This window comes from Conexibacter woesei Iso977N, assembly GCF_000424625.1.
Lineage (GTDB): Bacteria > Actinomycetota > Thermoleophilia > Solirubrobacterales > Solirubrobacteraceae > Baekduia > Baekduia woesei_A.
On the sequence record NZ_AUKG01000001.1, the window covers coordinates 1,861,004 to 1,885,761 of the forward strand.

Annotated in this window: 23 protein-coding genes; 10 read left to right on the forward strand and 13 right to left on the reverse strand. The window is 71.3% G+C overall.

The genetic code is table 11. From position 1 onward, the window contains the following. Positions 1–68: 68 nt before the first annotated feature. From H030_RS0109135 to H030_RS30660, 3 genes are all read right to left on the reverse strand, one after another. On the reverse strand, positions 69–1,097 hold the full coding sequence (locus H030_RS0109135) for a PD40 domain-containing protein (RefSeq protein WP_027005892.1): 1,029 nt from the start codon (positions 1,095–1,097) through the stop codon (positions 69–71). Next, complete coding sequence (locus tag H030_RS0109140; protein WP_196809056.1) at positions 1,090–2,280, reverse strand: MFS transporter; 1,191 nt, start codon at positions 2,278–2,280, stop codon at positions 1,090–1,092. Before H030_RS0109140 ends, H030_RS0109135 begins: the two co-directional genes overlap by 8 nt. Before the next feature lie 142 nt (positions 2,281–2,422). Then, on the reverse strand, positions 2,423–3,124 hold the full coding sequence (locus H030_RS30660; protein ID WP_035126031.1) for an acyltransferase: 702 nt from the start codon (positions 3,122–3,124) through the stop codon (positions 2,423–2,425). A 117-nt stretch (positions 3,125–3,241) separates the two neighbouring features. Here H030_RS30660 and H030_RS0109150 point away from each other — a divergent pair, with 117 nt between their 5' ends. Further along, the gene (locus H030_RS0109150; RefSeq protein ID WP_027005894.1) at positions 3,242–4,720 is read left to right on the forward strand and encodes a hypothetical protein; all 1,479 of its coding nucleotides are present in this window, start codon (positions 3,242–3,244) and stop codon (positions 4,718–4,720) included. Next, positions 4,717–6,342: a glycosyltransferase family 39 protein gene (locus H030_RS0109155; RefSeq protein ID WP_155891937.1), complete on the forward strand. Its 1,626-nt coding sequence runs from the start codon at positions 4,717–4,719 to the stop codon at positions 6,340–6,342. The genes H030_RS0109150 and H030_RS0109155 overlap by 4 nt, the downstream gene beginning before the upstream one ends. Positions 6,343–7,172: 830 nt before the next feature. On the opposite strand, the gene H030_RS30665 is transcribed toward H030_RS0109155, so the two are convergent. The 3 genes from H030_RS30665 to H030_RS30670 all read right to left on the reverse strand — a co-directional run bounded on the left by H030_RS30665 (position 7,173) and on the right by H030_RS30670 (position 10,952). Continuing rightward, on the reverse strand, positions 7,173–7,646 hold the full coding sequence (locus H030_RS30665; protein WP_051222154.1) for an ASCH domain-containing protein: 474 nt from the start codon (positions 7,644–7,646) through the stop codon (positions 7,173–7,175). Next, the gene (locus H030_RS0109165; RefSeq protein ID WP_027005896.1) at positions 7,636–9,687 is read right to left on the reverse strand and encodes a GNAT family N-acetyltransferase; all 2,052 of its coding nucleotides are present in this window, start codon (positions 9,685–9,687) and stop codon (positions 7,636–7,638) included. Before H030_RS0109165 ends, H030_RS30665 begins: the two co-directional genes overlap by 11 nt. A gap of 293 nt (positions 9,688–9,980) precedes the next feature. After that, positions 9,981–10,952: a class I SAM-dependent methyltransferase gene (locus H030_RS30670; protein WP_051222155.1), complete on the reverse strand. Its 972-nt coding sequence runs from the start codon at positions 10,950–10,952 to the stop codon at positions 9,981–9,983. Positions 10,953–11,089: 137 nt separating this feature from the next. Here H030_RS30670 and H030_RS0109175 point away from each other — a divergent pair, with 137 nt between their 5' ends. From H030_RS0109175 to H030_RS30675, 4 genes are all read left to right on the forward strand, one after another. Continuing rightward, on the forward strand, positions 11,090–11,452 hold the full coding sequence (locus H030_RS0109175; RefSeq protein ID WP_155891938.1) for a hypothetical protein: 363 nt from the start codon (positions 11,090–11,092) through the stop codon (positions 11,450–11,452). Next, positions 11,449–12,429, forward strand: a complete 981-nt coding sequence (locus tag H030_RS0109180; protein ID WP_027005898.1) for an FAD:protein FMN transferase — start codon at positions 11,449–11,451, stop codon at positions 12,427–12,429. Before H030_RS0109175 ends, H030_RS0109180 begins: the two co-directional genes overlap by 4 nt. A gap of 1 nt (position 12,430) precedes the next feature. Then, the gene (locus tag H030_RS0109185) at positions 12,431–13,018 is read left to right on the forward strand and encodes a ferric reductase-like transmembrane domain-containing protein (RefSeq protein ID WP_027005899.1); all 588 of its coding nucleotides are present in this window, start codon (positions 12,431–12,433) and stop codon (positions 13,016–13,018) included. A gap of 63 nt (positions 13,019–13,081) precedes the next feature. Beyond that, the gene (locus H030_RS30675) at positions 13,082–14,605 is read left to right on the forward strand and encodes an NAD(P)/FAD-dependent oxidoreductase (protein ID WP_081690630.1); all 1,524 of its coding nucleotides are present in this window, start codon (positions 13,082–13,084) and stop codon (positions 14,603–14,605) included. A gap of 93 nt (positions 14,606–14,698) precedes the next feature. Here H030_RS30675 and H030_RS36755 read toward each other — a convergent pair whose 3' ends face one another. Both H030_RS36755 and H030_RS0109200 read right to left on the reverse strand, forming a co-directional pair. Next, complete coding sequence (locus H030_RS36755) at positions 14,699–15,352, reverse strand: class I SAM-dependent methyltransferase (protein WP_027005900.1); 654 nt, start codon at positions 15,350–15,352, stop codon at positions 14,699–14,701. Between the two features lie 11 nt (positions 15,353–15,363). Then, entirely contained in the window at positions 15,364–15,876 is a 513-nt protein-coding gene (locus tag H030_RS0109200) for a hypothetical protein (protein ID WP_196809057.1), read from the reverse strand. A gap of 56 nt (positions 15,877–15,932) precedes the next feature. Here H030_RS0109200 and H030_RS0109205 point away from each other — a divergent pair, with 56 nt between their 5' ends. Further along, on the forward strand, positions 15,933–16,448 hold the full coding sequence (locus H030_RS0109205; RefSeq protein WP_051222158.1) for a Fur family transcriptional regulator: 516 nt from the start codon (positions 15,933–15,935) through the stop codon (positions 16,446–16,448). Here the strand turns inward: H030_RS0109205 and H030_RS30685 are convergent. The 5 genes from H030_RS30685 to H030_RS0109230 are packed head-to-tail and all read right to left on the reverse strand — an operon-like array spanning position 16,445 to position 21,386. Further along, positions 16,445–17,965, reverse strand: coding sequence for a sensor histidine kinase (locus H030_RS30685; protein ID WP_035126034.1), 1,521 nt, complete (start codon positions 17,963–17,965; stop codon positions 16,445–16,447). The two genes, H030_RS0109205 and H030_RS30685, sit on opposite strands and share 4 nt — an antisense overlap. Positions 17,966–17,972: 7 nt before the next feature. Next, positions 17,973–18,674, reverse strand: a complete 702-nt coding sequence (locus H030_RS0109215) for a response regulator transcription factor (protein WP_027005903.1) — start codon at positions 18,672–18,674, stop codon at positions 17,973–17,975. A 44-nt stretch (positions 18,675–18,718) separates the two neighbouring features. After that, complete coding sequence (locus H030_RS30690; protein WP_051222160.1) at positions 18,719–19,225, reverse strand: SRPBCC family protein; 507 nt, start codon at positions 19,223–19,225, stop codon at positions 18,719–18,721. After that, positions 19,225–20,079, reverse strand: a complete 855-nt coding sequence (locus H030_RS0109225) for a 1-acyl-sn-glycerol-3-phosphate acyltransferase (RefSeq protein WP_051222162.1) — start codon at positions 20,077–20,079, stop codon at positions 19,225–19,227. Before H030_RS0109225 ends, H030_RS30690 begins: the two co-directional genes overlap by 1 nt. A gap of 32 nt (positions 20,080–20,111) precedes the next feature. Next, entirely contained in the window at positions 20,112–21,386 is a 1,275-nt protein-coding gene (locus H030_RS0109230) for an alpha/beta fold hydrolase (protein ID WP_027005905.1), read from the reverse strand. Between the two features lie 128 nt (positions 21,387–21,514). Here H030_RS0109230 and cysS point away from each other — a divergent pair, with 128 nt between their 5' ends. From cysS to sigH, 3 genes are all read left to right on the forward strand, one after another. Further along, entirely contained in the window at positions 21,515–22,867 is a 1,353-nt protein-coding gene (gene cysS, locus H030_RS0109235; protein ID WP_051222164.1) for a cysteine--tRNA ligase, read from the forward strand. Continuing rightward, entirely contained in the window at positions 22,864–23,868 is a 1,005-nt protein-coding gene (gene rlmB, locus H030_RS30695; RefSeq protein WP_081690633.1) for a 23S rRNA (guanosine(2251)-2'-O)-methyltransferase RlmB, read from the forward strand. The genes cysS and rlmB overlap by 4 nt, the downstream gene beginning before the upstream one ends. Before the next feature lie 232 nt (positions 23,869–24,100). Further along, on the forward strand, positions 24,101–24,748 hold the full coding sequence (gene sigH / locus H030_RS0109245; RefSeq protein WP_027005907.1) for an RNA polymerase sporulation sigma factor SigH: 648 nt from the start codon (positions 24,101–24,103) through the stop codon (positions 24,746–24,748). Positions 24,749–24,758: the final 10 nt, after the last annotated feature.

Sequence of the window (24,758 nt, forward strand, 5' to 3'; positions counted from 1 at the left end):
AGGGGAGGTTCGGTATGGAGCCTGACCGGTTGGTGTTTTGGGGATCCCCCGACCGAGGGATCCCTACGTCAGCTCGACGGGGTCGCGGCCGCCACGGTGGGCGAGTCCGCGGCCTTCATCCACACCTGCGGGTGCCCCGAGCCGTTCGCCGGGACGACCCACGTCGTCTCGTGCGCGTCGGCGTACAGGACGTGCGCGTCGTCGCGCCAGGAGAGCTGGTCGTCGATCGAGCGCGTCTCGGCGAGCGGCGTCTCCCTGCCCGTCGCGAGGTCCAGGACCGTGAAGCGCCACACCGTCGGGTCGCGCCGGATCGCCTTCTTGTAGGCGATGCGCGTGCCGTCGGGCGACAGCGCCGGGCACTCGACGTTCTCGTGGATCGCGGTGGCGGTCCTGCGCTTGATCGAGCCCTTGATCAGCCACGTGCGGGTGCCGGCGGCGGCGGTCGCGTAGAACGTGTCGCCGTCGTCGGCGAACGTCAGGCCCCAGAAGTTGCGGTCGCGGGCGGTGAACGGCCTGCCGTCGATCGTGACGTGGAAGTCCCTCTCGAGCTCGCCGACCTTCCTGCCGGTGGCCACGTCGATGATCGTCGCGACCGTCGAGAACTGGCCGGGCGCCGCGTAGGCGTGGCCGACGACGAACGCGGTCGTCCCGGCCCAGCGGCCGTCGGGGGAGATCCGGGCGCGGCTCGGGATGCCGGTGAGCGTGAGGTGGTGCGTGGCCTTGAGCTTCGCGTCGAGGATCGTCGCGTCGATCGCGGTGCCGACCACGTCGAGGCAGATCCCGTGGCCCGCGGCGAACGCGACGCGTGAGCAGGACGTGCCGGCGGGCTCGCGCGGGCCGGGGGTCCCGTCGGCGTTCAGCGGCGCGACCGACAGGAAGCCGTAGGTGCTCGAGTGCGTGCGGTCGAGGTCGCGGAAGACGGCGAACGCCCTGCCGCCGGTGATCGTCTGCAGGACCGTGCCCCGCGAGGCGGCGACCGCCTTGGCCTGGTCGGCCCGCTGGTTGCTGGTGCGGGTCGCGGCGACCGCGACGAGCACGCCCGCGCCGGCGATGCAGACGACCGCCAGGACGGCGAACAGCTGGATGCGCCTAGACACGTGCGGCGCGCAGACCCCAGGCCGCGACGCCCATCGCGGCGACGAGGACGATCGCGAACGCGGTGATCGCGGCGTCGATGCCCCACACCGTCCACAGCCCGCCGAAGACCAGCGAGGCGACGAGGCGCGTGGCGCTCGTCGCGGTGCCGACGAACGCGAGGCCCGAGCCGCGCAGCTCCTCCGGGACGTGGGCGCTGGTCAGCGCGGCGAGCACGCCGTCGGAGGCGGCGTAGTAGGCGCCGAGGAGCAGGAGCACGACGACGACGCCGGTGGTGGTGAGCGTGTGGTCCAGGAGGACGAGGTAGGCGGCGAGCAGCAGTCCGTAGCCCATCAGGAACATGCGGGTGCGGCCGAAGCGATCCGCCAGCCTGCCCGCGGGGATCGCGAGCACCATGTAGGCCGTCGCGGTCCCGGTGGCCAGCAGCGGGAAGACCTTGGGGTCGAAGTCGATGCGCTCGCGCAGCAGGAGGTAGAAGAACGCGTCGCTGATCGTCGCGACGCCGAGCAGCGAGGCGGTGAGCGTGAGGGCGCGGAACTGCGGCTTTGCGAGGAGGGCGAACGCGGCCCTGATGTCCGGCTTGGGCTCGGGCGCGTTCTCGGGCGCCGCGGGCTTGGGGTTGGGCTCGTCGACCAGGAGCGTGATGACGCCCACGCCGAGCAGCGCGATCAGGAACGAGACCAGGAAGATGGTGTTGAAGTCCGACGGCGCCGCCGCGAGCAGGCCGAACGCGACGAGCGGGCCGAGCATCGCGCCGACCGAGTCCATCGCGCGGTGCACGCCGAAGGCGGTGCCGAGGCGGCCGGCGGGCGCGGACAGCGAGATCATCGCGTCGCGCGGCGCGGTCCGGATCCCCTTGCCGGCGCGGTCGGCGGTGATGACCGCGCCGATCAGGCCGAGCGCGGAGCCGGCGAGGATCATCAGCGGCTTGCAGATCGCCGACAGCGCGTAGCCGGACGCGGCGACCCACTTGTGCGAGCGCATCCGGTCGCCGGCGAAGCCGGAGAACAGGCGCATGATCGCGCTGGCGCCCTGGTAGAGCCCGTCGATCACGCCGTACTGCAGCGGCGTGTAGCCGAGCGTGTAGACGAGGTACACCGGCAGGATCGTCGCGACCATCTCCGAGGAGATGTCCGTCAGCAGCGAGCACGCGCCCAGCAGCACGACCGTCCGCCCGACGCGCAACGAGCCACTCCGGCGCCGGTCACGGAGCAGGGCGCGGGGATTTGCGACGCTGTACATCGGGGGAGGAACGGATGAGGTCCGGCGGTTCTTCCGCCACGCGATCGCGCCCCCGGGGGCGCCGGTCAGTGCCGGCGCGTGTGGCTCAGCGCCAGTTGTGCAGCAGGTCCGCGTCGGAGACCTGCCGGACCACGCGGCCCGGCACGCCCATCACGAAGCCGCGCTCCGGCACGTCGGCGGTCACGACCGCGCCCGCGGCCACGAAGGCCTCGACGCCGACGGTCACGCCGGGGGTCAGGACGACGCCGCCGCCGATCCGGCAGGCGCGGCGCAGCGTGGCGCCGTGGAGCTGGTACTCGTCGCCGTGGCGGTTCATCGTGTCGTCGTTGGTCGTCATCGCGCAGGGCCCGACGAACACGTCGTCCTCGACCGTGCTGAAGCCCGTGATGTACACGGAGGTCTGGATCCGCACGCGGTCGCCGATCGTCACGTCGTTGTCGACGGCCGAGCCGCGGCCGATGACCGTGCCGGCGCCGATCGTGGAGCGCTCGCGCACGAAGGACTGGTCGCCGATGATCGAGCCCTCGCCGACGCGCGCGCCCGCGAAGACGATCGCCTGCGCGCAGATCGCGGCGCCCGCGCCGATGACCAGCGGCGCGTCGCCGACGGGGGCCGACGCGCTCGTGGGGGAGAGCTTGGGGCGCTTGCCGAGGATCGCGCCGTCCTGGATGACGACGCCGTCGCCGATCACCACGTTGTCGTGGACGACGACGTTGGCGCCGAACGTGACGTTCGCGCCGACCTGGGCGGACGGGCTCAGCGTGAGGTTGGCCGCGTCGTGGCTCATGGCGGGCGACCCTACCGGCTCGGCAGGTCGCCCTACGGGTTCGCCCTGCGCGTTCGCGTTGCGCTTCGTTAAGAGCGCGGGGAGATCGTCCCCGCGCGGGCATACCCTCTCACCGCCGTGCTGATCGAGGAACGCTCCGCTGCCCTCCGCGTCTCGCAGGCGCCGTCCGGTACGGCGCTGGCCTCTGCGCGCGGACTGCCGGTTCACGGCGCGGTGCTGCTGGCCGCGGCCTGCGTGGTCATCGCGGCGCTGACGCTGCTGCTGCCCAGCGCGCCGACGTACGACCCGTGGTCGTGGATCATCTGGGGACGCGAGATCGCGCACCTGGACCTCGTCACGACCGAGGGGCCGTCGTGGAAGCCGCTGCCGGTGGCGTTCACCACCATCTTCTCGTTCTTCGGCTCGTGGTCGCCGGACCTGTGGCTCGTCGTGGCGCGCGCCGGCGCGATCGCCGCGTGCGCCCTGGCCTTCCGGGTCGCGCGTGGGCTCGGCGGCGGGATCGTCGGCGGCGTGGCCGCGGCGTGCGCGCTGGCGATCGCACCGTGGTGGATCCGCTCCGGCGCCTTGGGGAACTCCGAGGGCTTGTTGGTGGCCTTGGTGCTGGGCGCGATCGATCGCGAGATCGCGGGCGACCGCCGGTTCGCGTTCTGGCTCGCCGTCTGTGCGGGGCTGCTGCGGCCGGAGGTCTGGCCGTTCCTGGGGTTGTACGGGCTGTTCGTGATGTACACGAAGGCCTACTCGTGGCGCGTGGTGGTGGGCGTCGGCGTGGCCGTGCTCGCCGTCTGGACGCTGCCCGAGTGGTGGGGCTCCGGTGACCTGCTGCGCGCCGCGCACCGGGCGAAGAACGTCAACGCGGGGGCGCCGACCTACGCCGACAACCCGGCGCGCGAGGTGCTGCACGACGCGGGGCTGATGCTGACGACGCCGCTGATCGTCGGGCTGCTGTGCTGCGGCGTGATGGTCATCGCGCGGCGCCGCGACCGCATCATGGCCGTGGTGATCGCGATGTCGATCGCGTGGCTCGGGCTCGTCGCGTACATGACGTCGGACGGCTTCAGCGGCAACCAGCGGTACCTGATGGGGCCGGTCGCGTTGTTGATGGTCTTGGGCGGTGCCGGGATCGGCTGGGCGCTCGGGTTGGTCGTCGACGGCATCGCGCGCTACGTGCCCGCGGTGAGGTCGGTGGGGCGGCGGCCTTCTCTTGTTGTTGTCGTGCTCGCCTCGGCCGTCGTCGGGCTGGTCTTCGCGGCGCCGAGCTTCGAGCGCTTCTCGCCCAACCTGAGGGGCTTGAAGTACCAGGCCCAGCTCGCCGACGAGCTGCCGGGGCTGATCCGGACCGCGGGCGGCGCCGAGAAGCTGAAGGCGTGCGGGACGCCGTTCACCGGGCCGTTCCTGGTGCCGGTCGTGGCGTGGAACCTGAGGATGCACACCAAGGACATCCGGCTGTCGCCGCAGGCGCCGTCGGTGACGTTCCGGGTCAGGACGACCGCGCGGGCGCGGGCGGTGCCGTCGCTGAAGGACGTCGGCGACGACACGACGCTGGCGACGGGCTCCAAGTGGCGCATCGTCGCGTCCTGCGGGAGCCCGGGGGCGTGAGCGTGGTCGAGGACGGGCCGACGACGGTGCCGGACACGGCCGTCGCGCCTTCGCCTGCTCCGGGTGCTTCCGGTGCGGCGTCGCGTTCCTCCTGGTGGCAGGACACGCGGTGGGCCTGGCGGGTCCTCGGCGTCCTGGCGATCATGGGGCTGTCGGTCTGGCTGCGCTCCCACGCGATCACCGCGAAGTTCTGGATCGACGAGGGCCTCAGCGTCGGGATCGCCCACCACGACTTCTGGTCGATCCCGGGCGTCCTGAAGAAGGACGGCTCGCCGCCGTTGTACTACATGTTGCTGCACTCCTGGATGGGGGTGATCGGCGGCGACGGCGAGTCCCGGACGCACGCGCTGTCGCTGCTGTGCGCGACGCTCACGATCCCGAGCGGCTGGTGGTTCGGCCGCCGGCTGTTCGGCGAGAAGTCCGCGTGGGCGACCGCCGCGCTGTGCGCGACGCTGCCGTTCCTGACGTACTACGCGCAGGAGACGCGGATGTACGCCTTGGTCGCGGTGCTGGGGCTGTGCGCGTCCGGGTCGTTCGCGATGGCCTACGCGGTCGGGGACCGGCGCTGGATCCCGGTGTTCAGCGTGTTCATGGCGTTGACCGTGTACGCGCACAACTGGGGGTTGTTCCTGGCCTTGGGGTCGGGGGCGGCGTTCCTGGTGCTGTGGCGCCAGACCGACCGCGAGCAGCGCCGGGCGTTCTTCAGGGACGGCGTGCTCGGCTTCGGGTTGTTGGTGTTGTTGTATCTGCCCTGGATCCCGACCGTGTTGTTCCAGGCCAAGCACACGGGCGCGCCGTGGGCCGAGGCGCCGGACTTCAACGGGTTGTTGAACGGGTTGCAGAACCTGGTCGGCGGGTTGACGACGGCGTTGATGTTGTTGATCGTCGGGATCGCCGGGCTGGCGACTTTGAGCGGCGGGCGCGAGGGTCGCGAGCGCTCGCGGACCGTCGTCGCCTTGGGCGTCTCCGTGGGCGTGGCGGTGGCGCTGGCCTGGCTGGCCTCGCAGGCCTCTCCCGCCTGGGCGACGCGCTACTTCTCCGTCTTCATCGGCCCCGCGTTGCTGATGGCCGGCGCCGGTCTGGTCCGTTTCGGCAAGCCCGGCCTGATCGCCCTCGGGATCACGTTGGTGTTGTGGTTCAACCCGCACGAGCGCCAGATCCGCGGCAAGTCCGACGCCTACCGCGTCGCCGGGACCTTGAAGTCCCAGGGCCTGATCCAGAAGGGCGACCTCGTCGTCGCCGTGCATCCGGAGTACGGCCCGGCGATGCGCTACTACCTCGGCGGTGGGTACAGGTGGGCCGACGCGCTCGGGCCGGTGACCGACAACCGCGTCTTCGACTGGCGCGACGCGCTCGACCGCTTCAAGGCGGCGGGCCCGAAGCGGACGCTGGCGAAGCTCGAGCCGTCGGTGAGGTCAGGCCAGCACCTCATCCTGATCATGCCGATCATCCGGACCGCCTCCTGGGGCGCCCCCTGGACCTCCGAGATCCGCCACCGCGCCCCCCAATGGGAACGCGCCCTCAACACGGACAAGAACTTCATCCGCATCGGCCCCGTGCCCTCCTTCAGGAGGCGCGCCCTGCCCCGCGGCGTCCGAGCGATCGTCTACCTCAAGAAGTAACCGGGGCCCGTCACCCGGCGCCTCCGGCACCGCCACCCTCGCTACACGCGCCTCCTCGCCTCTGGTACCGCCACCGCAGCGGGGCGGTCAGCCACACCTGCAGTGCCAGCGTCTCACCACCAGTACGTCGTCGCGCCTGGCACGCCGACCCTTCGCACTCTCCGCGGTCGCCTCTACCGGGCGATCCGTCACGTCCCGTCCCCCTCGGTACACGCGCCTCGTCGCCTCTGGCGCCGCCACCGCAGCGGGGCGGTCAGCCACACCTGCAGTGCCAGCGTTCCGCAACCAGTACGTCGTCGCGCCTGGCACGCCAACCTTCGCGCTCTCGCGGTCGCCTCTACCGGCGATCCGTCACGTTCCGCCTCCCTCGGCAGACGCGTCCCATCGCCTCTGGGACCTTCATCGCGGGCGGACGATCAACCTCACTGATCGCTCCAACTTCGCTTCTGGTCGTGCTCTCCGTCGGCGCAGCGGTTGGCTGTCAGGGAGCTGCGGGCCTCTTACCGTCAGAGCCGGCGCGCTTCGGGTGCGGTGGGGAGGCGTTGCGATTCGGGTGCTTGGCTTCGCCGCTGATCTCGCGCAGCGCCCAGCCGTACTCATAGCCCCTGAACTCCGTGACGGGCTTGGGTTCGTGGTTGCGGCGGTGAAGCCAGCGGGTGAGGCGGCTGAGGGCGATGGGGGAGGGTTACCCGGGACGGAAGACGCCGAAGAGCCGGCGTTCGTTCTGAGGGGGCCGCGTTGAGCGTTCGGCCAGAAGCGCGACGAGGCTGCGCGGTCGATCATCCCGCTCGACCTGCCGGTCGAGTCGCGGCCTTGTCATGAGCGCGCCGTCAGCGCGCTGTCTTCGGCACCGCGGACAGCGGTTCCAGGTCCTGCATCTGGCCGTTCAGCAGTGATGGCGCTTCACGGTCTTTCAGGAAGCGGTAGCTCTGCGGGGTGACGAAGTGCCGTTGGCGCCGGCGCAGCTCATGAAGCCGGATCGGTCGAGCGAACTTCGCCGTCGCATCGACGACGATCGCACAAGGCTGGGCGGCGCCTTCGAGGTAGTTGTCGTACTCGGCCCGAGTCAGGCCCATCGCAGGAGCATGTCGTGACCAGATGTCCTCGGGATCGGACGTCTCGGTCTCAGCGACGCGCACGGCGCCCACGAGCGCGCACGTCGGCGAACTTTCGTAGAGCAGGCACAGGGTGCCCGGCGCGATGCGCGCTCGGCGCCGTCGCAGCTCGACCGTCTTCGTGCCATCAAGCAGCGCGGCGGCGAATCGTGGGCGCACGCTGAGGAGCACGATCTGGTCAGCTCGCATGGGGCGGGCGGTAGTCGAGGATGCGCACGAACGTATGTTCGTCTATCGGGTGGACGGACTGGAGCATGACGGCAGCGGGCGCCATCAGGTTCTCGTAGTCCTTCAGCGGTACGGGTCCGAGGCGACGTGTCGCGGTGAACCGGAGTGCCATGGCCGTCGGGCCCTTGCCCGCGGCCTTCACCACATCTTGCTCGGTCCATACGCCAAGCGCCCTGAATCGCTGGTAGAGGCGCTTCGGTTCATCGACGACCACGTCGGTGAGATGCGACACGCCCCGCACATTTCCTGCCCCCGGCTCATCACCCGAGACGTACCAGACCAATCGTGCAGGGGCGGCGATCCCGCGACTGTTCAGCGGGCTTCTGTAGTACACGAGCTCCCGTCGCAGGCCGAGTCGCCAGGGCCGCGGAAGCAGTTGGCCTGCCGCGAGGCCAACATCAACGAGGTCGGTCGCCCAGCCGTGCCTGATCGGTACGTAGTAGGTGGGGAGACCGGCGCCGAGGACGACGAATGGGGCAAACCACCGCTCGGCGAGTGCGGCGCGGTGCACGAGGTCGTTCCCGGTCGGCGCGAAGAGCCCGTCGTCGACCATCGGCGAGTTGAGCCGGGTGGCAAGCGCGTGAAGCTCGCCGAGGGTGCCACGTCCGGTCAGCGGGTGAGCGACGATCTCGTCCCTGTCGTTCAACGCGAAGCCTTCGTCGCGAAAGCTGCTCTCGACGGCGCGCGACGGCCGCTCATCAAGCACTCGCACGACCTCGACTTCCGCTCCGACCGCCTCGTCTCGCATCATCGCGAGGAGGTGGCGTCCGATGGTGGTCTCCGCGACGCCCGAGGTCACGCGTGCAAGCAGAACGTCGAGGGAACCACCAGTGACCACCCAACAGGCCAGGCCCCGCAACTCGCCCGCAACCTCGATCACTTCGAGGCGGGCGTCCGGGTGCACTGCGAGGTCGTCGATCTCGTCGCGCAGACCGCGGATGCGGTCTCCAAGGCGGTGATTGACGAAGCTGGGCGCGAGACCAGGAAGCGTCGTCGCGTCGACCGCGCGCCGTGTGACGTCGGTGCCGGCCAGCTCTGCCGGGCGGTACTGGTCGTCGCGTGCGGTCTCGTCGAGCTCGAGCAGGAACTGCTGCGGCGTGACGATCGCCGTGGACCCGATTCGTTCAGCCGTGCGCCCGTATCGCGCGATGAACCTCCGGTCTCCGGTGACCACCCACGTGGCGTTCGCGGCGATCGCCTGCGCGAGGTGGATCAAGTCGTCGTTGTCGGTTGGCGGTGCGTCCGGATGCGCGCCGTCGATCACGGCACGGACCTCCTTCCAGCCGTTGGTGCTGTCCGAAGCGAGGCGCAGCGGCTCGGTCGCCTGGCGCTGGCGGGCCTTGCGGTCCGGATCGTCTCCCCGGTGGATCTCGTGGAGAATGTGATCGGCCACTCCGAGCCGCGCGTGCTCGCCGATCCAGTCGGCTCGAAGCTGCTCGGCATGGCGCTTCGTGCCTTCGACGACATCGAAGAAGGTCGACGCGTCCAGTACCGCAAGCGGTCGCGTGTCCTGCTCGTGCAGGAACGTGAACAGATCGGGCTGGCCGAAGGACCGGAACCATCGGGTCAGGAGCTTGCCATCGAGGCTTCGGCCGGCCTTCGCCGAGACGGGGTGGAAGTCGAGCTTCTCCCAAAGGGTTGTTGCGGGGAAGTCGTCGCGGCAGCGAAGCACGATGCCACGTCGGTTCGGGTGCGCGTCCGCGATCGCGTCGACGAGCAGCCGCGCGAGCCCGCGGCCCTGGTGTGGCTTCGCAACGACGAGCTGCACGATGCGGATCTCGTCGCGTGGCAGGTCGTAGAGGACATACGCGACGACCCGGTCCTCGATCGTCGCGGCGAGAAGCGTTCGCTGTGTGGTCCGCTGCTCGAACGCGGCGTCTGGGAGGAAGCCGACCGTCGCCTTCGCGGAACGCCCGAGCCTGATGACCTCCCGCAGGGCGTCAGATCCTCGGGGCGGTGCGACCAGCTCGATGTCGGGCAGGTTGTCTGACTGAGCGCTCACGATCGGTGCACCATAGGTTCGGCCGGCTGACGGTCAAGGGCCGACGGGCGCAATCACCGCTATTTCTGCGCATTCGCGCGTCGATCGTGGGGTCTTTCGTCGCACCTCAGAGCACGGGCCCGACGACGCGCTACCACCTCGGCGGCGGCTACCGCTGGGCCGACGCCCTCGGGCCCGTGACCGCAACCCCGTCTTCGACTGGCGCGACGCGCTCGATCGCTTCAGGCCGACGGCCCGAAGCGCAAGCTGGAGCCGGACAAGAACTTCATCCGCATCGGCCCGGGTCGTCTACCTCAAGAACTAGCGGCCACTCCGGCGCCGGCGCTCGTCGCGCCCTCGGCGCCCGACCCGAAGGGCACGGCTTCGAGCAGGACCGTCGACTGATGGCCGTAGCCCATCGGCGTGATCGAGTGGGGCTTGTAGCCCCAGTCCAGGCGGCGGGTGAGCACGTCGGTGTCCCACATGACGTGCCTCATCATCTTGCCCTGGGTGAACATGTAGGCCTCGCGGCGGCGGAAGCGCTGGTAGTCCGCGTTGCCCTGGATCAGCCGCACGAAGCTCTCCCACTCCGCCTGGCCGCCGGTGCGCTCGTAGAACTCCTCGTAGCGGTCGGCCGGCCCGCGGCCCTCGAAGATCTCGACCGAGCTGTGGTCGTTGATCGAGAAGTAGAGGCGGCCGCCGGGCGCCAGGACGCGGTGCATCTCCAGGAACCACGCCTCGGCGAGGTCGTCGATGTGCGTGAACAGCGACCCGCCGTAGATGAGGTCGAAGTGGCCGTCGGGGAACGGCAGGTGCGGGATCAGCGTGGTGGTCGCGAAGCGGAAGCGCGGCGAGAGGTTGTCCTGGCACCAGAGCACGGCGGTCGACCAGATGTCGACGCCCCAGACCTCGACGCCGCCGAGCGCCACGTCCTCCAGGTGGCGGATCATGCGCCCCGAGGCCGAGCCGACCTCGAGCACGCGGCCCATCTCCTCGATCGGCGCACCGCTGGCGGTCAGCTCGTCGCGCATCGTCGCGACGTCGCGACGCCCGCTGTCCAGCCAGCTCTCGGCGCCGGTGCAGTAGTAGGCCCACAGCTCCTCGGGCGGCAGCGGCAGGTCGCCGTCCGTCGGGATCGCGCCGAGCGGCAGCGGCCGGCTCCAGCTGTCGCGCGTGAAGCCGTGCGGGAAGTTCTGGCCGAGCAGCTCCAGCTCCGGCGCCGCCTGCGGCAGCAGCTTGCGCAGGCGCTCGATCGCGACGTTCCGAGCCTGGTCCTTGATGCTCATGGCCGACCAACGTCGGGAACGCCCAGGTTCTTCCGTGCCACACCGGGCGACCCCGAACCTTCCGCGCGCGCCGGCAGCTCAGGAAGGTCCCAGTGACGGTTCAGGAAGGGTTCAGGGCAGAAGTCGATCCTCCTGGCATGACGAACGGAGAACCTGCCCCCAAGAAGGTCCCGAAGCGGCGCGTTCCGAGCGTGCGGAGCTTCGCGGCCGGCGGTGTCGCGAGCGTCGTCGCGGTGTTCAGCGTGCTGGCGTTCCGCGTCCACGCGGGCGACGACCCGGCGATCGCCGCGACCAAGGTCACCAACAACACCACCACGACGACCACGACGACGTCGTCCAGTGACGACACATCGAGCGACCCGTACGACTACTCCGACGGCTCGTCGTCGACCAGCAGCGACGACTCGTCGTCGAGCGGCTCCTCCTCCAGCAGCGACAACTCGTCGTCCTCGAGCGGCTCCGTCTCGTCCACCCCGCAGGCCTCCACCTCCGCGTCATGAGCCTCCTCGACCGCACGTTCACCACGATGGGCGTCGAGGCGCGGCTGATCCTCGCCGACCGCGCTCCCGGCGCCGACCCGTCGACCCGCCTCGCCCACGCCGCCACCGACGCGCAGCAGCTCCTCCACGAGCTCGACGCGAAGTGGACGCGGTTCGACGACGACTCGCCACTCAACCGCCTCTCCCGCGACCCGCGGACGACGGTCCCGGTCGCGGACGACCACCTCCGCGCCCTCGTCCGCGCCGGTGCCTACGCCGGCCGCGTCTCCGGCGGCCTCGTCGACGTCACGCTCGGCCACGACGTCCACGACGCCGGCTACGCCGACCACTGGGACGGCTCGCGCGCCGTCCCGATCGACGTGGCGCTGGCGGCCGCCCCGCCCCGGGCGGTCGCCGCGCCCGACCCGCGCGCACGGTGGCAGGCGCTCGCCACCGACAACGACCGCAAGACCATCAACAAGCCCCAAGGCGTACGCCTCGACTCCGGCGGCGTCGGCAAGGGCCTCGCGGCGGACCTCGTCGCCCAGCGCCTCACCGGCCTGCGCTACGTCGTCGACGTCGGCGGCGACCTCGCGCTCGGCCACGGCGGCGGGGGCGCGCACCACGTCGACGTCATCCACCCGCTCACGCACCGGACCGCCCACACCTTCAGGCTCGGCACCGGCGGCGTGGCGACCTCCGGCATCCACCGCCGCGTCTGGGTCGACCGCTTCGGCGACCCCGCCCACCACCTCCTGGACCCCGCCACCCAGCGCCCCGCCTGGACCGGCCTGCTCTCCGCGACCGCCGTCGGCCGGACCGCGCTGGAAGCCGAAGTGCTCGCGAAGACCGCGTACCTCCGCGGTCCGCGCGGCGCCCGCCGGACCCTCGCCGCCCTCGGCGGCGTCCTGATCCACGAGGACGGCCGCGTCGAGCCGATCCCCGCCCTGCGCCTCGCCGTCCGGCGCGCAGCGAACCGCGAGCCGGCGGCGGCCTGACATGCCCAACCCCTTCGACTACACCTTCTGGCTCGCCTCCCGCGCGGCGGGCATCGTCGGCTTCATCGCGCTCGGGATCGTCTCGATCCTCGGCCTGGTCTCCGCCCTCAGGCTCGTCTCGCCCCAGCAGGCCGCACGCCTGCGCCCCTACCACGAGCGCCTCGCGATCACCGGCCTCGTCGCGATCACCGCGCACGGCCTCCTGCTGCTCGGCGACTCCTACCTCAAGCCCTCGATCACGCAGCTCGCGATCCCGTTCACGCTCTCCTACCGCCCGCTCTGGACCGGCCTCGGGATCATCGCCTTCTACTGCCTGGCGGCGTTCGGGCTGTCCTTCTACCAGCGCCGCCGCATCGGGGCGCGCCGCTGGCGCTCGGCCCACCGCTTCGCCTCCGCCGCCTTCATCCTCGGCACGATCCACGCGCTCATGGCCGGGACCGACGCCCGCAGCCCGCTGCTGCTCGGGATCATCATCTTCTTCATCGCCGCGATCGCGATCATGGGCGGGATGCGCGCCCTCGGGTTCCCGCGCAAAACCGCGCGGAAAACCGCTCCACAGCGGGGAAATCGTGCGCCGGTCGTTCAGTGAAGAACTGTTAGGTCCCGTTAGCAGAACCCGTACAACGCGCCCGGACCGGGCATCGTGCAGGACATGACGCTTGTCGACGAACCGCCGACGCTACCCAAGCACGACGACGACCATGGGGACACGCGCCCCTACGTCGTGATCGGGGGCGGCCCGGCCGGCCTCTCCGCCGGGTACCTGCTGGCCAAGGCCGGCCGCAAGGTCATCGTGCTGGAGGCCGAGGATCAGGTCGGTGGTCTGGCCAAGACCGTCGTCGACCCCGAGGGCTATCGCTTCGACCTCGGCGGCCACCGGTTCTTCACCAAGAACAGGGAGGTCAACGACCTCTGGCTGGAGATCATGGGCGACGAGTTCCTCATGCGCCCTCGGCAGTCCCGCATCTTCTGGCGCGGCAAGTACCTCGACTACCCGCTCAAGGGCACCGACGTCATCAAGAAGCTCGGCCCGGTCGAGCTCGTGCGCTGCGGCATCTCCTACATGTACGCGGCCGTCAAGCCCAAGGGCAAGGAGGAGACCTTCGAGGACTGGGTCTCCAACCGCTTCGGCAAGCGCTTGTTCCAGCACTTCTTCAAGTCCTACACCGAGAAGGTCTGGGGCGTCTCCACCAAGGAGCTGCGCGCCGACTGGGCCGCTCAGCGGATCAAGAACCTCAACTTCTTCTCCGCCGCCAAGGCCGCGTTCTTCGGCAACAAGGACGACATCACGTCCCTCATCGACAAGTTCCAGTACCCGCGGTACGGACCGGGTCAGATGTGGGAGATGATGACCAACCGCATCGAGGAGATGGGCGGCGAGGTCCGCCTCGAGTCCCCGGCGCAGCAGATCGACGTCGAGGACGGCCGCGTGGTGCGCATCCACACGCCGCAGGGCGTCATCGAGCCGCGCGGGACGATCTCGTCGCTGCCGCTGCGCCACATGGTCGGCCTGACCTCGCCGGGTGCGCCCGCCGAGGTCCAGCAGGCCGCGCAGGGCCTGCGCTACCGCGACTTCCTGACGGTCGCGCTGGTGCTCGACGGCCAGGACCTGTTCCCGGACAACTGGATCTACATCCACGAGCCGGACGTCCGCGTCGGCCGCATCCAGAACTACCGTTCCTGGTCGCCGTGGATGGTCCCGGACCCGGACACCGCGTGCGTCGGCCTGGAGTACTTCGCCTTCAAGGGCGACGACCTCTGGACCATGGACGATGACAAGCTCGTCGAGCTCGCCACGCAGGAGCTGCAGCAGCTCGGCCTCGCGAGGCCCGAGCAGGTCAAGCGCGGCTACGTCGTGCGCGTCCCGCTCGCCTACCCGATGTACGACGAGACCTACGCGGAGCGCGTCGAGTCGATCCGCTCGTGGCTCGACCCGCTGGAGGACTTCGTCCAGGTCGGCCGCAACGGCCTGCACCGCTACAACAACTCGGACCACTCGATGCTGTCCGCGATGCGCGCGGTCGACAACATCCTGCGCAACGAGGGCCACGACATCTGGGCCGTCAACGTCGAGTCGGTCTACCACGAGGAGCAGACCGACGCCGACACCGAGCAGCCGTACGCGAAGCTGCCGAAGACGGTCTACGAGACCGAGCCGCTGGTCACCGAGGCCTAGAGGTTTGCGGTTCCGCACGCCATGGGTACAAGCCCGGCGTGCGTGCAACGACGACGGGTCGCGAAAGCGGCCCGTCGGTCGTTAACCGGCGCGTCAGTCGACGCTCGGCGCGTTGGTCCAGAGGGTCGCGCGGACGGCGCTGAACCAGCGGCCTTCGTACAGGGTCTCGCCGGTGCCGCCGGCTTCGCCGAGCTCTTCGAGGATCGTCTCGGGGGTCAGGAAGCGCTTGAAGACCTTGTGCTCGGAGCCGTCGTTGAGGATCCGCTGCTCCCAACCTTCGAGCGGCCTGTCCTCGCGGGGTGCCGAGTCGATGACGATCAGCTCGCTGGCCACGCGCGCGGCCTCGGCGAGGAACGCGGTGCGCTCCTCGGGCACGAGGTGGCCGTAGAAGTGGGCGGTCAGGACGCGGTCGAAGGCGCGGTCGGCGAACGGGAGCGCGAGCGCGTCGCCGGTCAGCGCCAGCCCGTCGGGTAGGCGCTCCTGCGCGAGCGCGACCATCGACGGCGACTGGTCCAGCCCGACCGCGAAGCCCTGCAGGTGCTGCGTCAGGAACGCGGTGCCGCAGGCGACGTCGAGCGTCCGCCCGGACGGCAGCGCGTCGACCACCCGCACCAGCTCCTCGACCTCCGCCGACCAGCCGGGCCGGTCCCGATCCGCGAAGCGCCCCTCGCCCTCGTACCACTCGTCGTACTCGCCGGCACGGGCGTCGTAATAGGCGTGGGTGGCGGCGTCACGAGCGAACGACATGCCCCCGATTGTTACGCGTGGCCGACGAGGATGCCGACGGTCGCGACGAGGACGCCGCCGAGGGTGACCTGGACGAGTGAGATCGGCAGGGGGACGTTCATGAAGCGCTTGCGGATCACCGCGATCGCGACCAGCTCGATCGAGACCACCACGTAGGCGACGGTCAGCGCGGTCGAGACGTCGTGGATCAGGAACGGCAGCGCGTGGAAGGTGCCGCCGAGGAACGTCGCGCCGCCGGTGATCAGCCCGCGTGAGGCCGACGAGCCGCGGCCGGTGACCGAACCGTCGTCGGAGAGGCCTTCGCTCAGCCCCATCGAGATCGCCGCGCCGAGCGCCGACGCGAGCCCGACCAGCAGCGCCGCCCGCGAGCCCGCGAGGTACGCGGCCGCGAAGATCGGCGCGAGCGTCGAGATCGTCCCGTCGATCAACCCGACCAGGCCGGGCTGGATCCGCTGCAGCACGAGCTTGCGCCGCGCCGCGTCGATCGCCGGGGAAGAGGGGAGATGCAGGGCCTGTTCGCTCACGGCCTTCATAATACAAGAGACTCAAAATAAGGATGCCCTACTATGTACGACGAGCTATGAAGGGCACCCGAACAGAAGACGGCGCAGCGGCCGCGCGCGGAGGGTCGGCGGCGGGCGGAGACGCGGCGGCCGAGGCTGCCGCCGAGGCGCGGCTCGTCGCGGCGCTGAAGGAGCGCGGCCAGCGGGTCACGTCGCAGCGGCTCGTCATCGGGCGTCTGCTGCGCGAGCTGGACCGGCACGTCACCGCCGAGGAGGTCCTGCGGCGCGCGTCGGAGCAGCTGCCGGGCGTCTCGCTGCCGACCGTCTACGCGACCCTCGACCTCCTCACCGAGCTGGGCGAGGCGCGGCGGGTCAGCGTCGGCGGCCCCGTCCTCTACGACCCCCGGACCAACGACCACGTCCACCTCCGCTGCCGCATCTGCGGCCGCGTCGAGGACCTCGAGCTCGACATCGACACCGCCCGCGCGCTGAAGGCCGCCCGCGCCACGGGCTTCGACGCCGAGGGCGCCGAGCTCGTCGTCGAGGGTCGCTGTGCGGAGTGCGCCGCCCTCCAGGGCGGCAGCGACAACTAGGCGTCCGGCGTCGGCACGGCCGGCGGCGGCGTCTGCTCTTCGCCCGTCGCCTCGCCGGCCTCGCCCGCTGCGTCCTCGGACGCCCCGGTCCCGCGGGGCATCTCGATCGGCAGCGTCAGGACGAACCGCGCCCCGCCGGCTTCGGACTGGGTCGCCAGCTCCAGCTCGCCGCCCAGCCGCCGCGCCAGCTCGCGGCCGATCGCCAGGCCGAGGCCGAAGCCGCCCTCGCCACCGGTGCGGGAGCCGCGCTGGAAGCGCTCGAAGATCAGGTCGCGTTCGGCGACCGGCACGCCCGGGCCGTGGTCGGCGACCTCGAGCGTCGTGGTGGAGCCGTGGTAGGCGGTGGTGATCCGGATCGCCTCGCCCGTGGGTGAGAAGCGCAGCGCGTTGTCGATCAGGATCCGTGCCGCGCGCGCCACAGCGCCCGGGTCTCCGGACGCCCACACCGGCCCGGTCGGCGGCACGACGTCCAGCTCGACGTCGCGGTCCGCCGCGCGCAGCGCGAACTCCGCCGCGACCGCCCGGACCAGCTCGCCGATCTCCACCGGCTCGCTGCGCAGCTGCACGCCCGCGTCCAGCCGCGACAGGTCCAGCAGCTCGCTCGCCAGGTTCGACATCCGCCGCAGCTGCTGCTGACCGCCGCGCAGCACGTCGGCGGCGTCCTCCACGTCGAGATGGCCCGCGTCCAAGTCCTCCAACAACAGCTCCAGGTTGCCCTGCAGCGACGTCAGCGGCGTCCGCAGCTCGTGCGACGCCGTCGCCACGAACGCCCGCCGCGCCTCCTCCTGGCGGCGCAGCGCCTGCTGCATCGACGCCAGCGCGCGCGCCAGGTCGCCGACCTCGTCGCGCCCCGCGTCCAACGGCGGCGGCGGCGCGTTCACGCCGTCGCGCGCCAGCGCCAGCGCGCTGCGCCGCAGCCGCCCCAGCCGCCGCGACAACCCGGTGGACAACGCGATGCCCAGCAGCAACGCCACCAACAACCCGAACGCCGCCGCGGTCAGGAACGCGCTGCGCACCACGTCGACCGCGCTGCCGCCCGGGTCGCTCTTCTGAACCAACAACACGAAGAACTGCTGGCCGACCGGGATCTCCCTGTTGACGTCCACGCCCTTGGCCTGCGGCGTGATCGCGACCGCCACGCCGCTGCCGTCCTTGGACTCGGTCGGCCGCGTCTTGCCCGAGGCGACGACCTTGCGGATGTCGTCGTGGTTGGGGTCGGTGATCCCCGAGAAGGCATACACGTTGCGGTGATCGGCCGTGTAGAGCCCGACGCGCCCGCTGGTGCGCTGCGCCAGCGTGTCGAGGATGTCGTCGACCCTGGCGGTGGGCTCGCCGCGCGTGTGCGCGAGCGTCGTCTCCAGCTGCTGGCGCGTGGCCAGCGCGGCGCCCGACACGGCCTCGCGCGACTGCCGGTCCAGCCGGTGCTGCAGCGGCTGCAGCAGCGCCAGCGCCGCGACCGCGAGCGTCACCGCGCTCGTCGCCAGCAACGCCAACAACAAGCGCGCGCGCAGGTTCACCGCACGCTCACCGGTCCCGGAACCGGTAGCCCGCGCCGCGCACGGTCAGGATCAGCTTCGGATCCTGCGGCGCCTCCTCGAGCTTCTCGCGCAGGTGCCGGATGTGCACGTCGATCGCCCGCGGGTCGCGGTAGGCGCTGTCGCCCCAGATCGCGCGCAGCAGCTCCTGGCGGTTCTGCAGCCGCCCCGGCTTGGCCATCAGGCACTGCAGCAGCTCGAACTCCGCGAACGTCAGCCGGACCGGCCTGCCGTCGACCGACACCTCGCGCTGGCGCTGGTCCAGGACCACGTTGCCGACCTCCAGCAACCCGTCGTCCAGCAGGTTCCCGTGCGCGCGGCGCAGGACCGCCCGGATCCGCGAGCGCAGCTCGGCCAGCCCGAACGGCTTGGTGACGTAGTCGTCGGCGCCGGCTTCCAGGCCCTGGACCGCGTCGGCCTCGGAGTCCAGCGCGGTCAGCATGATCACCGGCGTCACGTTGCGCCGGGCGCGCAAAGCCCGCGCGATGTCGTAGCCGGTCGGCCCCGGACCCAACGCGACATCGAGCAGGATCACGTCGAAGTGCCCGCGGCCCGCCTCCTCCAGCGCGTCGTGGCCGTCGGCGACGGACGTGATGCGGTGACCCTCGCGCTCGAACGAGCGCGTGAGCATGTTGCGGAGGGCGTCGTCGTCGTCGACGACGAGGATGTCGAGCGGGGACCCGGGCGGCACGGCTCCTGCAGGCTACCGGCGCGAAGCGCGGCTTACGCAGCCCTTTAGGTCGACGACGGCGCGTGCCCGTTGCTGCGCGCGGCCCGGCGGGCCGCGGCGGCGGTGCGCAACTGCTCGTGCTCGACCTGGCGCTTGAGCTGCTGCAGCGAGCGGCGCAGGTGGCCGCGGACCGTCGGCGCCGCGACCTGCTCGGCGATCCAGCCCCACGCGCCCGACCCCGCGACGCCGTAGGACAGCCGCAGCTCCACGCGCGTGACGCCCGCCCGCCGCTCCCGCAGACGCCAGCGGCCGCGCTGGTCGATCCCGACGACGCTCACCCACGCCATGTCGCGCCCCACGTCATGTTCGACGACCTCGACGAGCCCGCCGACCTCGGCCGACCCCACGTGCATGAGCATCCGGTAGCGCGCGCCCAGTCCGGACGGCTCCTCGCTGACGACCTCCCAGCGCGTGATCCCCGACATGAAGTGCAGGTACCGCGCAGGGTCGTCGACGAACGTCCAGACCGCATCGGCCGGCGCGGTGATGTCGAGGGCGGCGCCGACGCGCATCAGCCGATCACCGGCAGCCGGCGCTCGGCGGCGAGCGCGTCCAGCGTCTCCTGCATCAGCCGGACGACGTGCGCGTGGACCTCGTCGACATCCGGATCGCTTCCGAACTCCTCGCGCAGCCGGATCGGCGGCAGCACCTCGACGACGATCTTTGACGGCAGCGGGATGTGCCCCAACATGTCCCCGACGTTCAGCCCCCACGGCGGCCCGAGCGAGATCGGCAGCACCTTCAGCCGGAACAGCCGGTCCAACAACAACAACTTGGCCAGCCACTCGCCCTGGGACAGGAACAGCGCGGTCTCCTGCCCGCCGATCGCGACGACCGGGACGATCGGGACGTCCTCGTCCAGCGCGAGGCGCACGTAGCCCTTGCGGTCGCCGAAGTCCACGCGCCCCGACTGCCACGACGGCCGGTGGACCTCGCGGTCGCCGCCGGGGTAGACGAGCACCGCCGCCCCGGCGCGCAACGCGGCGCGCGCGTTCTCGGGCGACGCGGCGACCGTCCCGTACTTGCGCAGGAAGCCGAGCCCCGGCATCGAGAGCACGAGGTTGTGCGCGAGCTGGTGGAACTTGCGCTCGACGCCGAAGTAGGCGTGGAAGGCCAGCGAGAAGACCGTCGTGTCCGGCGTCAGGTTCCCGCCCGAGTGGTTGCCCACGAGCAGGACCGGCCCGGCGTCCGGGACGTTGCCCAGCCCGCGGACCTCGCCGCGGAAGTACAGCGACGCGAGCAGCCACATGCGCGGCAGCGTGTCCCGGATGTAGTCCGGGTCGCGTTCGTCGAGGTCGGCCGGCGGGACGCGGGACGCGACGGCGCCGGCCAGGCCGCGGACCACGCTGGTGGCGGAGAGCCCCATCGGCCCGGACCCTACCCGCTCACCGCTGTGCCCTACGCCGCGTCGGCGTCGGACGCGGCGGCGGGTGCGAACCGGCGGCGCGAGCGCGTGCTGAGGTCGGCGCGGGCGAACAACCGCTTCAACATGCCCGTGGTCTGCTCGGGGCGCTCGACCTGCGGGACGTGGCCGCAGCCGTCGAGGACGATCTGCTCGGCGGACGGCAGCGCCTCGCCGACGTACTTCGAGAAGCCGGGCGGGATCAGCGGGTCATGCGTGCCCCAGACGAACAGCGCGGGCGGCTCGAGGTCGGCCAGGCGCGGGTAGAAGCCGCCCTTGCCGAACGGCCTGTCGAGGTAGATGTTCCGGGCGCTCGCGTAGAAGGCGACGCGGCCGGAGGCGCTGCCGTAGATGCGCTGGAACTCGTCGACGACGACGTCGGCCATCGAGGGGTCCAGCGCGTCCGGGTCGCGGAACATCGACCACAGCTGGCGCTCGACGATGCCGCGGCGCAGCTTGTGGGGCAGGAGCCCGAGCTCGGGGCGCAGCAGGCGCACGAGCGGGTGGAAGTCGCGCTTGACGAACGCGACGGCGGGGCAGAGGGCGGCGATCGAGCGGACGCGGTCCGGGTGGCGCAGGCCGATCTCCAGCGCGACGCGGCCGCCCATCGAGTTGCCGACGAGGTGCGTGGACTCGATGCCGAGCGCGTCCATCGCCGCGATGACGTTCTGCGCGAACCACGGCGCGGTGTAGGGCGCGGTCGTCGGCTTGGAGCTGCCGCCGAAGCCGGGCAGGTCGAGCGCGTGGACGCGGTGCCCAGCGGCCGCGAGCTGGGCGGCGCAGTCGAAGAACGAGGACTTGGCGGCGCCGAGGCCGTGGATCAGCAGGACGTCGGACGGACCGTCGCCGACCGTCAGCGTCGAGACCGTCCGGCCGCGCCCGACCTCGACGTCGCGCACGCACATCAGCGGGTCGCGGCCGTCGGGGAGACTGAACAGGCCCTCGAAGCGGACGGCCTGGTCGAGGATCCCGCGGGCGTACAGCGTCCGCTCCTTGAAGGCCTCGACGGCAGACAACTCGCCGGCGCGCAGGCGCAGCCAGGTCCGGGAGTCGGTCCCGATGACGACGTCCGCGGGGCGGGCGCTGATCCCCTTGCGCACGCGGGCGGTGTGCTCGGTGCAGCGGACCTCGAAGGTGTGGCCGATGTCGCCGAGGCGCACGTGGTAGGTCACGTCGAACCCGGCCGGCGCGCCGAGGTAGCGCTCGGGCAGCGTCCGGAACCCCTCCTCGACGAGGGCGAGCGCGCGTTCCTGGAGCGACGAAGTTGACATCGGGTTCAACAAGAGGGTGGGCAGCGTACGCCTAGAACCGGAAGGAAGTGGATCATCCATGTGTCCATTCGCTGCCAGTCGGCCTTCAGCAAGAGGTCCGGACCCCCCGCACGGATAGGCTGCGAGACGTGCCCGAGATCCGCCTCCACGACACCCGCAGCGGTCAGCTCAAGCCGCTCGTCGCGCGCGAACCGGGGAACCGGGTCGGCATCTACGCGTGCGGGCCGACCGTCTACAACCGCATCCACGTGGGGAACGCGCGGCCGTTCGTGGTGTTCTCGTGGCTGAAGCGGTTCCTGGCGCACGAGGGCTATGACGTGACGTTCGTCGCGAACGTCACGGACGTCAACGACAAGATCTACGACGCGGCTCGTGCTGCCGGCGTGGGCTCGGAGGAGCTGGCGGTCGAGATGACCGAGCACTACCGCGCCGACACCGAGGCGCTCGGGCTGGGGCGTCCGGACCACGAGCCGCTGGCGAGCGAGACGATCGACGGGATCGTGGCGCTGATCCAGGCGCTGCTCGACCGCGACGCGGCGTACGCGGTGGAGGGCGACGTGTACTTCCGGGTGCGCTCCGACGACGCGTACGGGACGCTGTCGCACCGCCATCTCGACGACCTCGACCAGGGCGAGGGCGTAGAGGGCATCGCTTTGAAGGAGGACCCGCTCGACTTCGCGCTGTGGAAGGCGCAGAAGGAGGGCGAGGACACCGCGTGGGACACGCCGTGGGGCCGCGGGCGGCCGGGCTGGCACATCGAGTGCTCGGCGATGGCGGAGGACCTGCTCGGCGTCGGCTTCGAGATCCACGGCGGCGGGTCCGACCTCGTCTTCCCGCACCACGAGAACGAGGCCGCGCAGACGCGCCTCGGACGTGGGGAGGAGCTCGCGCAGATCTGGATGCACAACGGCATGCTCGAGATGCGCGGCGAGAAGATGTCCAAGTCGCTCGGGAACATCTCGCTGCTGCCCGAGGTGCTGGACGAGTGGGGGCGCGAGACGTTGTTGTTGTTCTTCGCCTCCGGCCACTACCACCAGCCGATCGTCTTCGCCCCGGACACGCTGCGCGACGCGCAGGGGCGGCTGAAGCGGATCCGCGAGGCGGGGCGCCGCCTGGTCGACGGCCCGTCGCCCGCTGCTTTGCGCGAGCACCGCGACGCCTTCTTCACCGCGCTGGCCGACGACTTCAACACGGCCGGCGCGCTGGCCGCGCTGGCCGCGTGGGTGAGCGACGCCAACAAGCTGGAGGACGTCGGCCGCGACGACCTCGTCGAGATGTTGGACATCTTCGGCCTGGCGGAGCTCGCCGCGCCCGACGCCGGCGACGGCCCGCCCCCCGAGGCGCTGGAGCTGCTCGCCGCACGCGAGTCGGCGCGCGCCGGGAAGGACTGGGCCGAGGCCGACCGGTTGCGCGACGAGCTCGCCGCCTCCGGCTGGATCGTCCGCGATGGTGCAAACGGCGCCGAGCTGGTGCCCGCATGAGCCCGGCACCGAAGAAGTCCGGCGGCAGGCCCTCCGGCGGCAAGCCGCGCAGCGGCGGCGGCGCGCGCGGGGGCTCGTCCTCCGGCGGCGGTCCCGCGAAGCCGCGTTCCTCCGGGCCGCGCAGCGACGCGCCGTCCTCCTCCGGAGGCGGCGGCGCGCGCGGGGGTTCCTCCTCCGCCGGTCGCGGTCCGGCCAAGCCGCGCAGCGGCGGGCCGCCGAAGCCGCCGCAGGGCCCGCGACCCAAGCGGCGCACGGTCCCGCGTGGGGCGGAGGCGACGCCGGTCGCCGAGTCCCGCGAGAAGCCGGACGTCCTCTACGGCCGCAACCCGATCTTCGAGGCGCTGCGCGCCGGGCGGCGCGAGGTGCACCGCATCTGGGCGACGGCGGGTGCCGCCAAGGAGCCGTGGCTCGACGGCGTCCAGCTGGAGCCCGCCGACGGCGACTGGCTGACCCAGCGCGCCGGCTCCGACGCCCACCAGGGCCTCGTCGCCGACGTCGGGCCCTACCCGTACGCCGACCCGGGCGAGCTGCTGGCCGGCGCGCAGCCGCTGATCATCGCGCTCGACGAGGTCCAGGACCCGCGCAACCTCGGGGCGATCGCGCGTAGCGCGGAGGCGGCCGGCGCCTCCGGGATCGTCATCCCGAGACATCGCAGCGCCGAGGTCACCGCCGCCGCCGCGAAGGCGAGCGCCGGCGCCGTCGAGCACCTCAAGATCGCCCAGGTCCGCAACCTCGCCGACTACCTCGCCGAGGCCAAGGCCGCCAACCTCTGGGTCTACGGCGCAGCCGCCAAGGGCACGCCCTATCGCCAGCCCGACTACACCGGCGGCGTCGTCCTCGTCATGGGCGCCGAAGGCACCGGCCTGCGCCCCCGCGTCAAGGCCATGTGCGACGACATCGTCTCGCTGCCGATGCGCGGCCACGTCGACTCCCTCAACGTCTCCGCCGCCGCGGCGGTCCTGCTCTACGGCGTCCTGGACGCCCGCGCCGCCGCGAAGTAGGTCGTCCAGGGCCGAACGGCGGCTCGAACCTGCGCGTGCGTCTCGGACGCGACGCAAGAAGTCCTGCAGAGGGTTGACGGCGCTCCATAACTGTGGGAGGGTCCGCCCACATAACGGTCGACCTGAGGTTGAGGAACCTCGAGGGCGGCCTATTCATCAACTTCAGATGGCGCCAGGGGAGGAGTGCGCCACTGAGCAAAAGCCCCTGCATTCGTGCAGAAAGGATTCGCTCGTGGCACGTCTCTCCTTCAACCCTCAAGGACAGGTCCAGGTCGACGATGGCTATCTCATCGCGCTGGCCAAGCAGGGTGACCCGATCGCGTACGACCGGATCGTGCGCCGCTACTACGGCTTCGTCCGGCTCAAGGCGTCGTCCTACTTCCTCGCCGGCGGCGACGCCGACGACCTGATCCAGGAAGGTCTCGTCGGCCTCTACAAGGCCGTCCGCGACTACCGCACCGACCGCGAGAGCTCCTTCCGGAACTTCGCCGAGCTGTGCATCACGCGCCAGATCATCACGGCGGTCAAGACGGCGACGCGCAACAAGCACACGCCGCTGAACCAGTACGTCTCGTTCTCCGCCTCGCCCGCCTCCGCCCAGGACGGCGAGCCTACGCTCGACGAGGTCATCCCGGGCTCGCCGATCCACGACCCGGTCAACCAGGTCATCTCCTCCGAGGAGCTGCAGTCGCTCGTCTCCTGCCTGAGCACCGCGCTCTCCGAGCTGGAGTCCCGCGTCCTGTCGCTCTACCTCGACGGCTACTCCTACGAGCAGGTCGGCGAGCGCCTCGGCTGCGACACCAAGACGGTGGACAACGCCCTCCAGCGCGTCAAGCGCAAGGTCGGCACCCATCTGACCGCCCGCAACGTCCTGCTGTAAGACTCATACC

Excerpts from the sequence above, each read along its gene's own strand:
- H030_RS30660 (WP_035126031.1), bottom strand. The coding sequence starts at position 3,124 with ATGAGCCACGACGCGGCCAACCTCACGCTGAGCCCGTCCGCCCAGGTC.
- H030_RS30665 (WP_051222154.1), bottom strand. The coding sequence starts at position 7,646 with ATGCGAGCTGACCAGATCGTGCTCCTCAGCGTGCGCCCACGATTCGCC.
- H030_RS30670 (WP_051222155.1), bottom strand. The coding sequence starts at position 10,952 with ATGAGCATCAAGGACCAGGCTCGGAACGTCGCGATCGAGCGCCTGCGC.
- H030_RS0109175 (WP_155891938.1), top strand. The coding sequence starts at position 11,090 with ATGACGAACGGAGAACCTGCCCCCAAGAAGGTCCCGAAGCGGCGCGTT.
- H030_RS0109180 (WP_027005898.1), top strand. The coding sequence starts at position 11,449 with ATGAGCCTCCTCGACCGCACGTTCACCACGATGGGCGTCGAGGCGCGG.
- H030_RS0109185 (WP_027005899.1), top strand. The coding sequence starts at position 12,431 with ATGCCCAACCCCTTCGACTACACCTTCTGGCTCGCCTCCCGCGCGGCG.
- H030_RS30675 (WP_081690630.1), top strand. The coding sequence starts at position 13,082 with ATGACGCTTGTCGACGAACCGCCGACGCTACCCAAGCACGACGACGAC.
- H030_RS36755 (WP_027005900.1), bottom strand. The coding sequence starts at position 15,352 with ATGTCGTTCGCTCGTGACGCCGCCACCCACGCCTATTACGACGCCCGT.
- H030_RS0109205 (WP_051222158.1), top strand. The coding sequence starts at position 15,933 with ATGAAGGGCACCCGAACAGAAGACGGCGCAGCGGCCGCGCGCGGAGGG.
- H030_RS30690 (WP_051222160.1), bottom strand. The coding sequence starts at position 19,225 with ATGCGCGTCGGCGCCGCCCTCGACATCACCGCGCCGGCCGATGCGGTC.
- H030_RS0109225 (WP_051222162.1), bottom strand. The coding sequence starts at position 20,079 with ATGGGGCTCTCCGCCACCAGCGTGGTCCGCGGCCTGGCCGGCGCCGTC.
- H030_RS0109230 (WP_027005905.1), bottom strand. The coding sequence starts at position 21,386 with ATGTCAACTTCGTCGCTCCAGGAACGCGCGCTCGCCCTCGTCGAGGAG.
- rlmB (WP_081690633.1), top strand. The coding sequence starts at position 22,864 with ATGAGCCCGGCACCGAAGAAGTCCGGCGGCAGGCCCTCCGGCGGCAAG.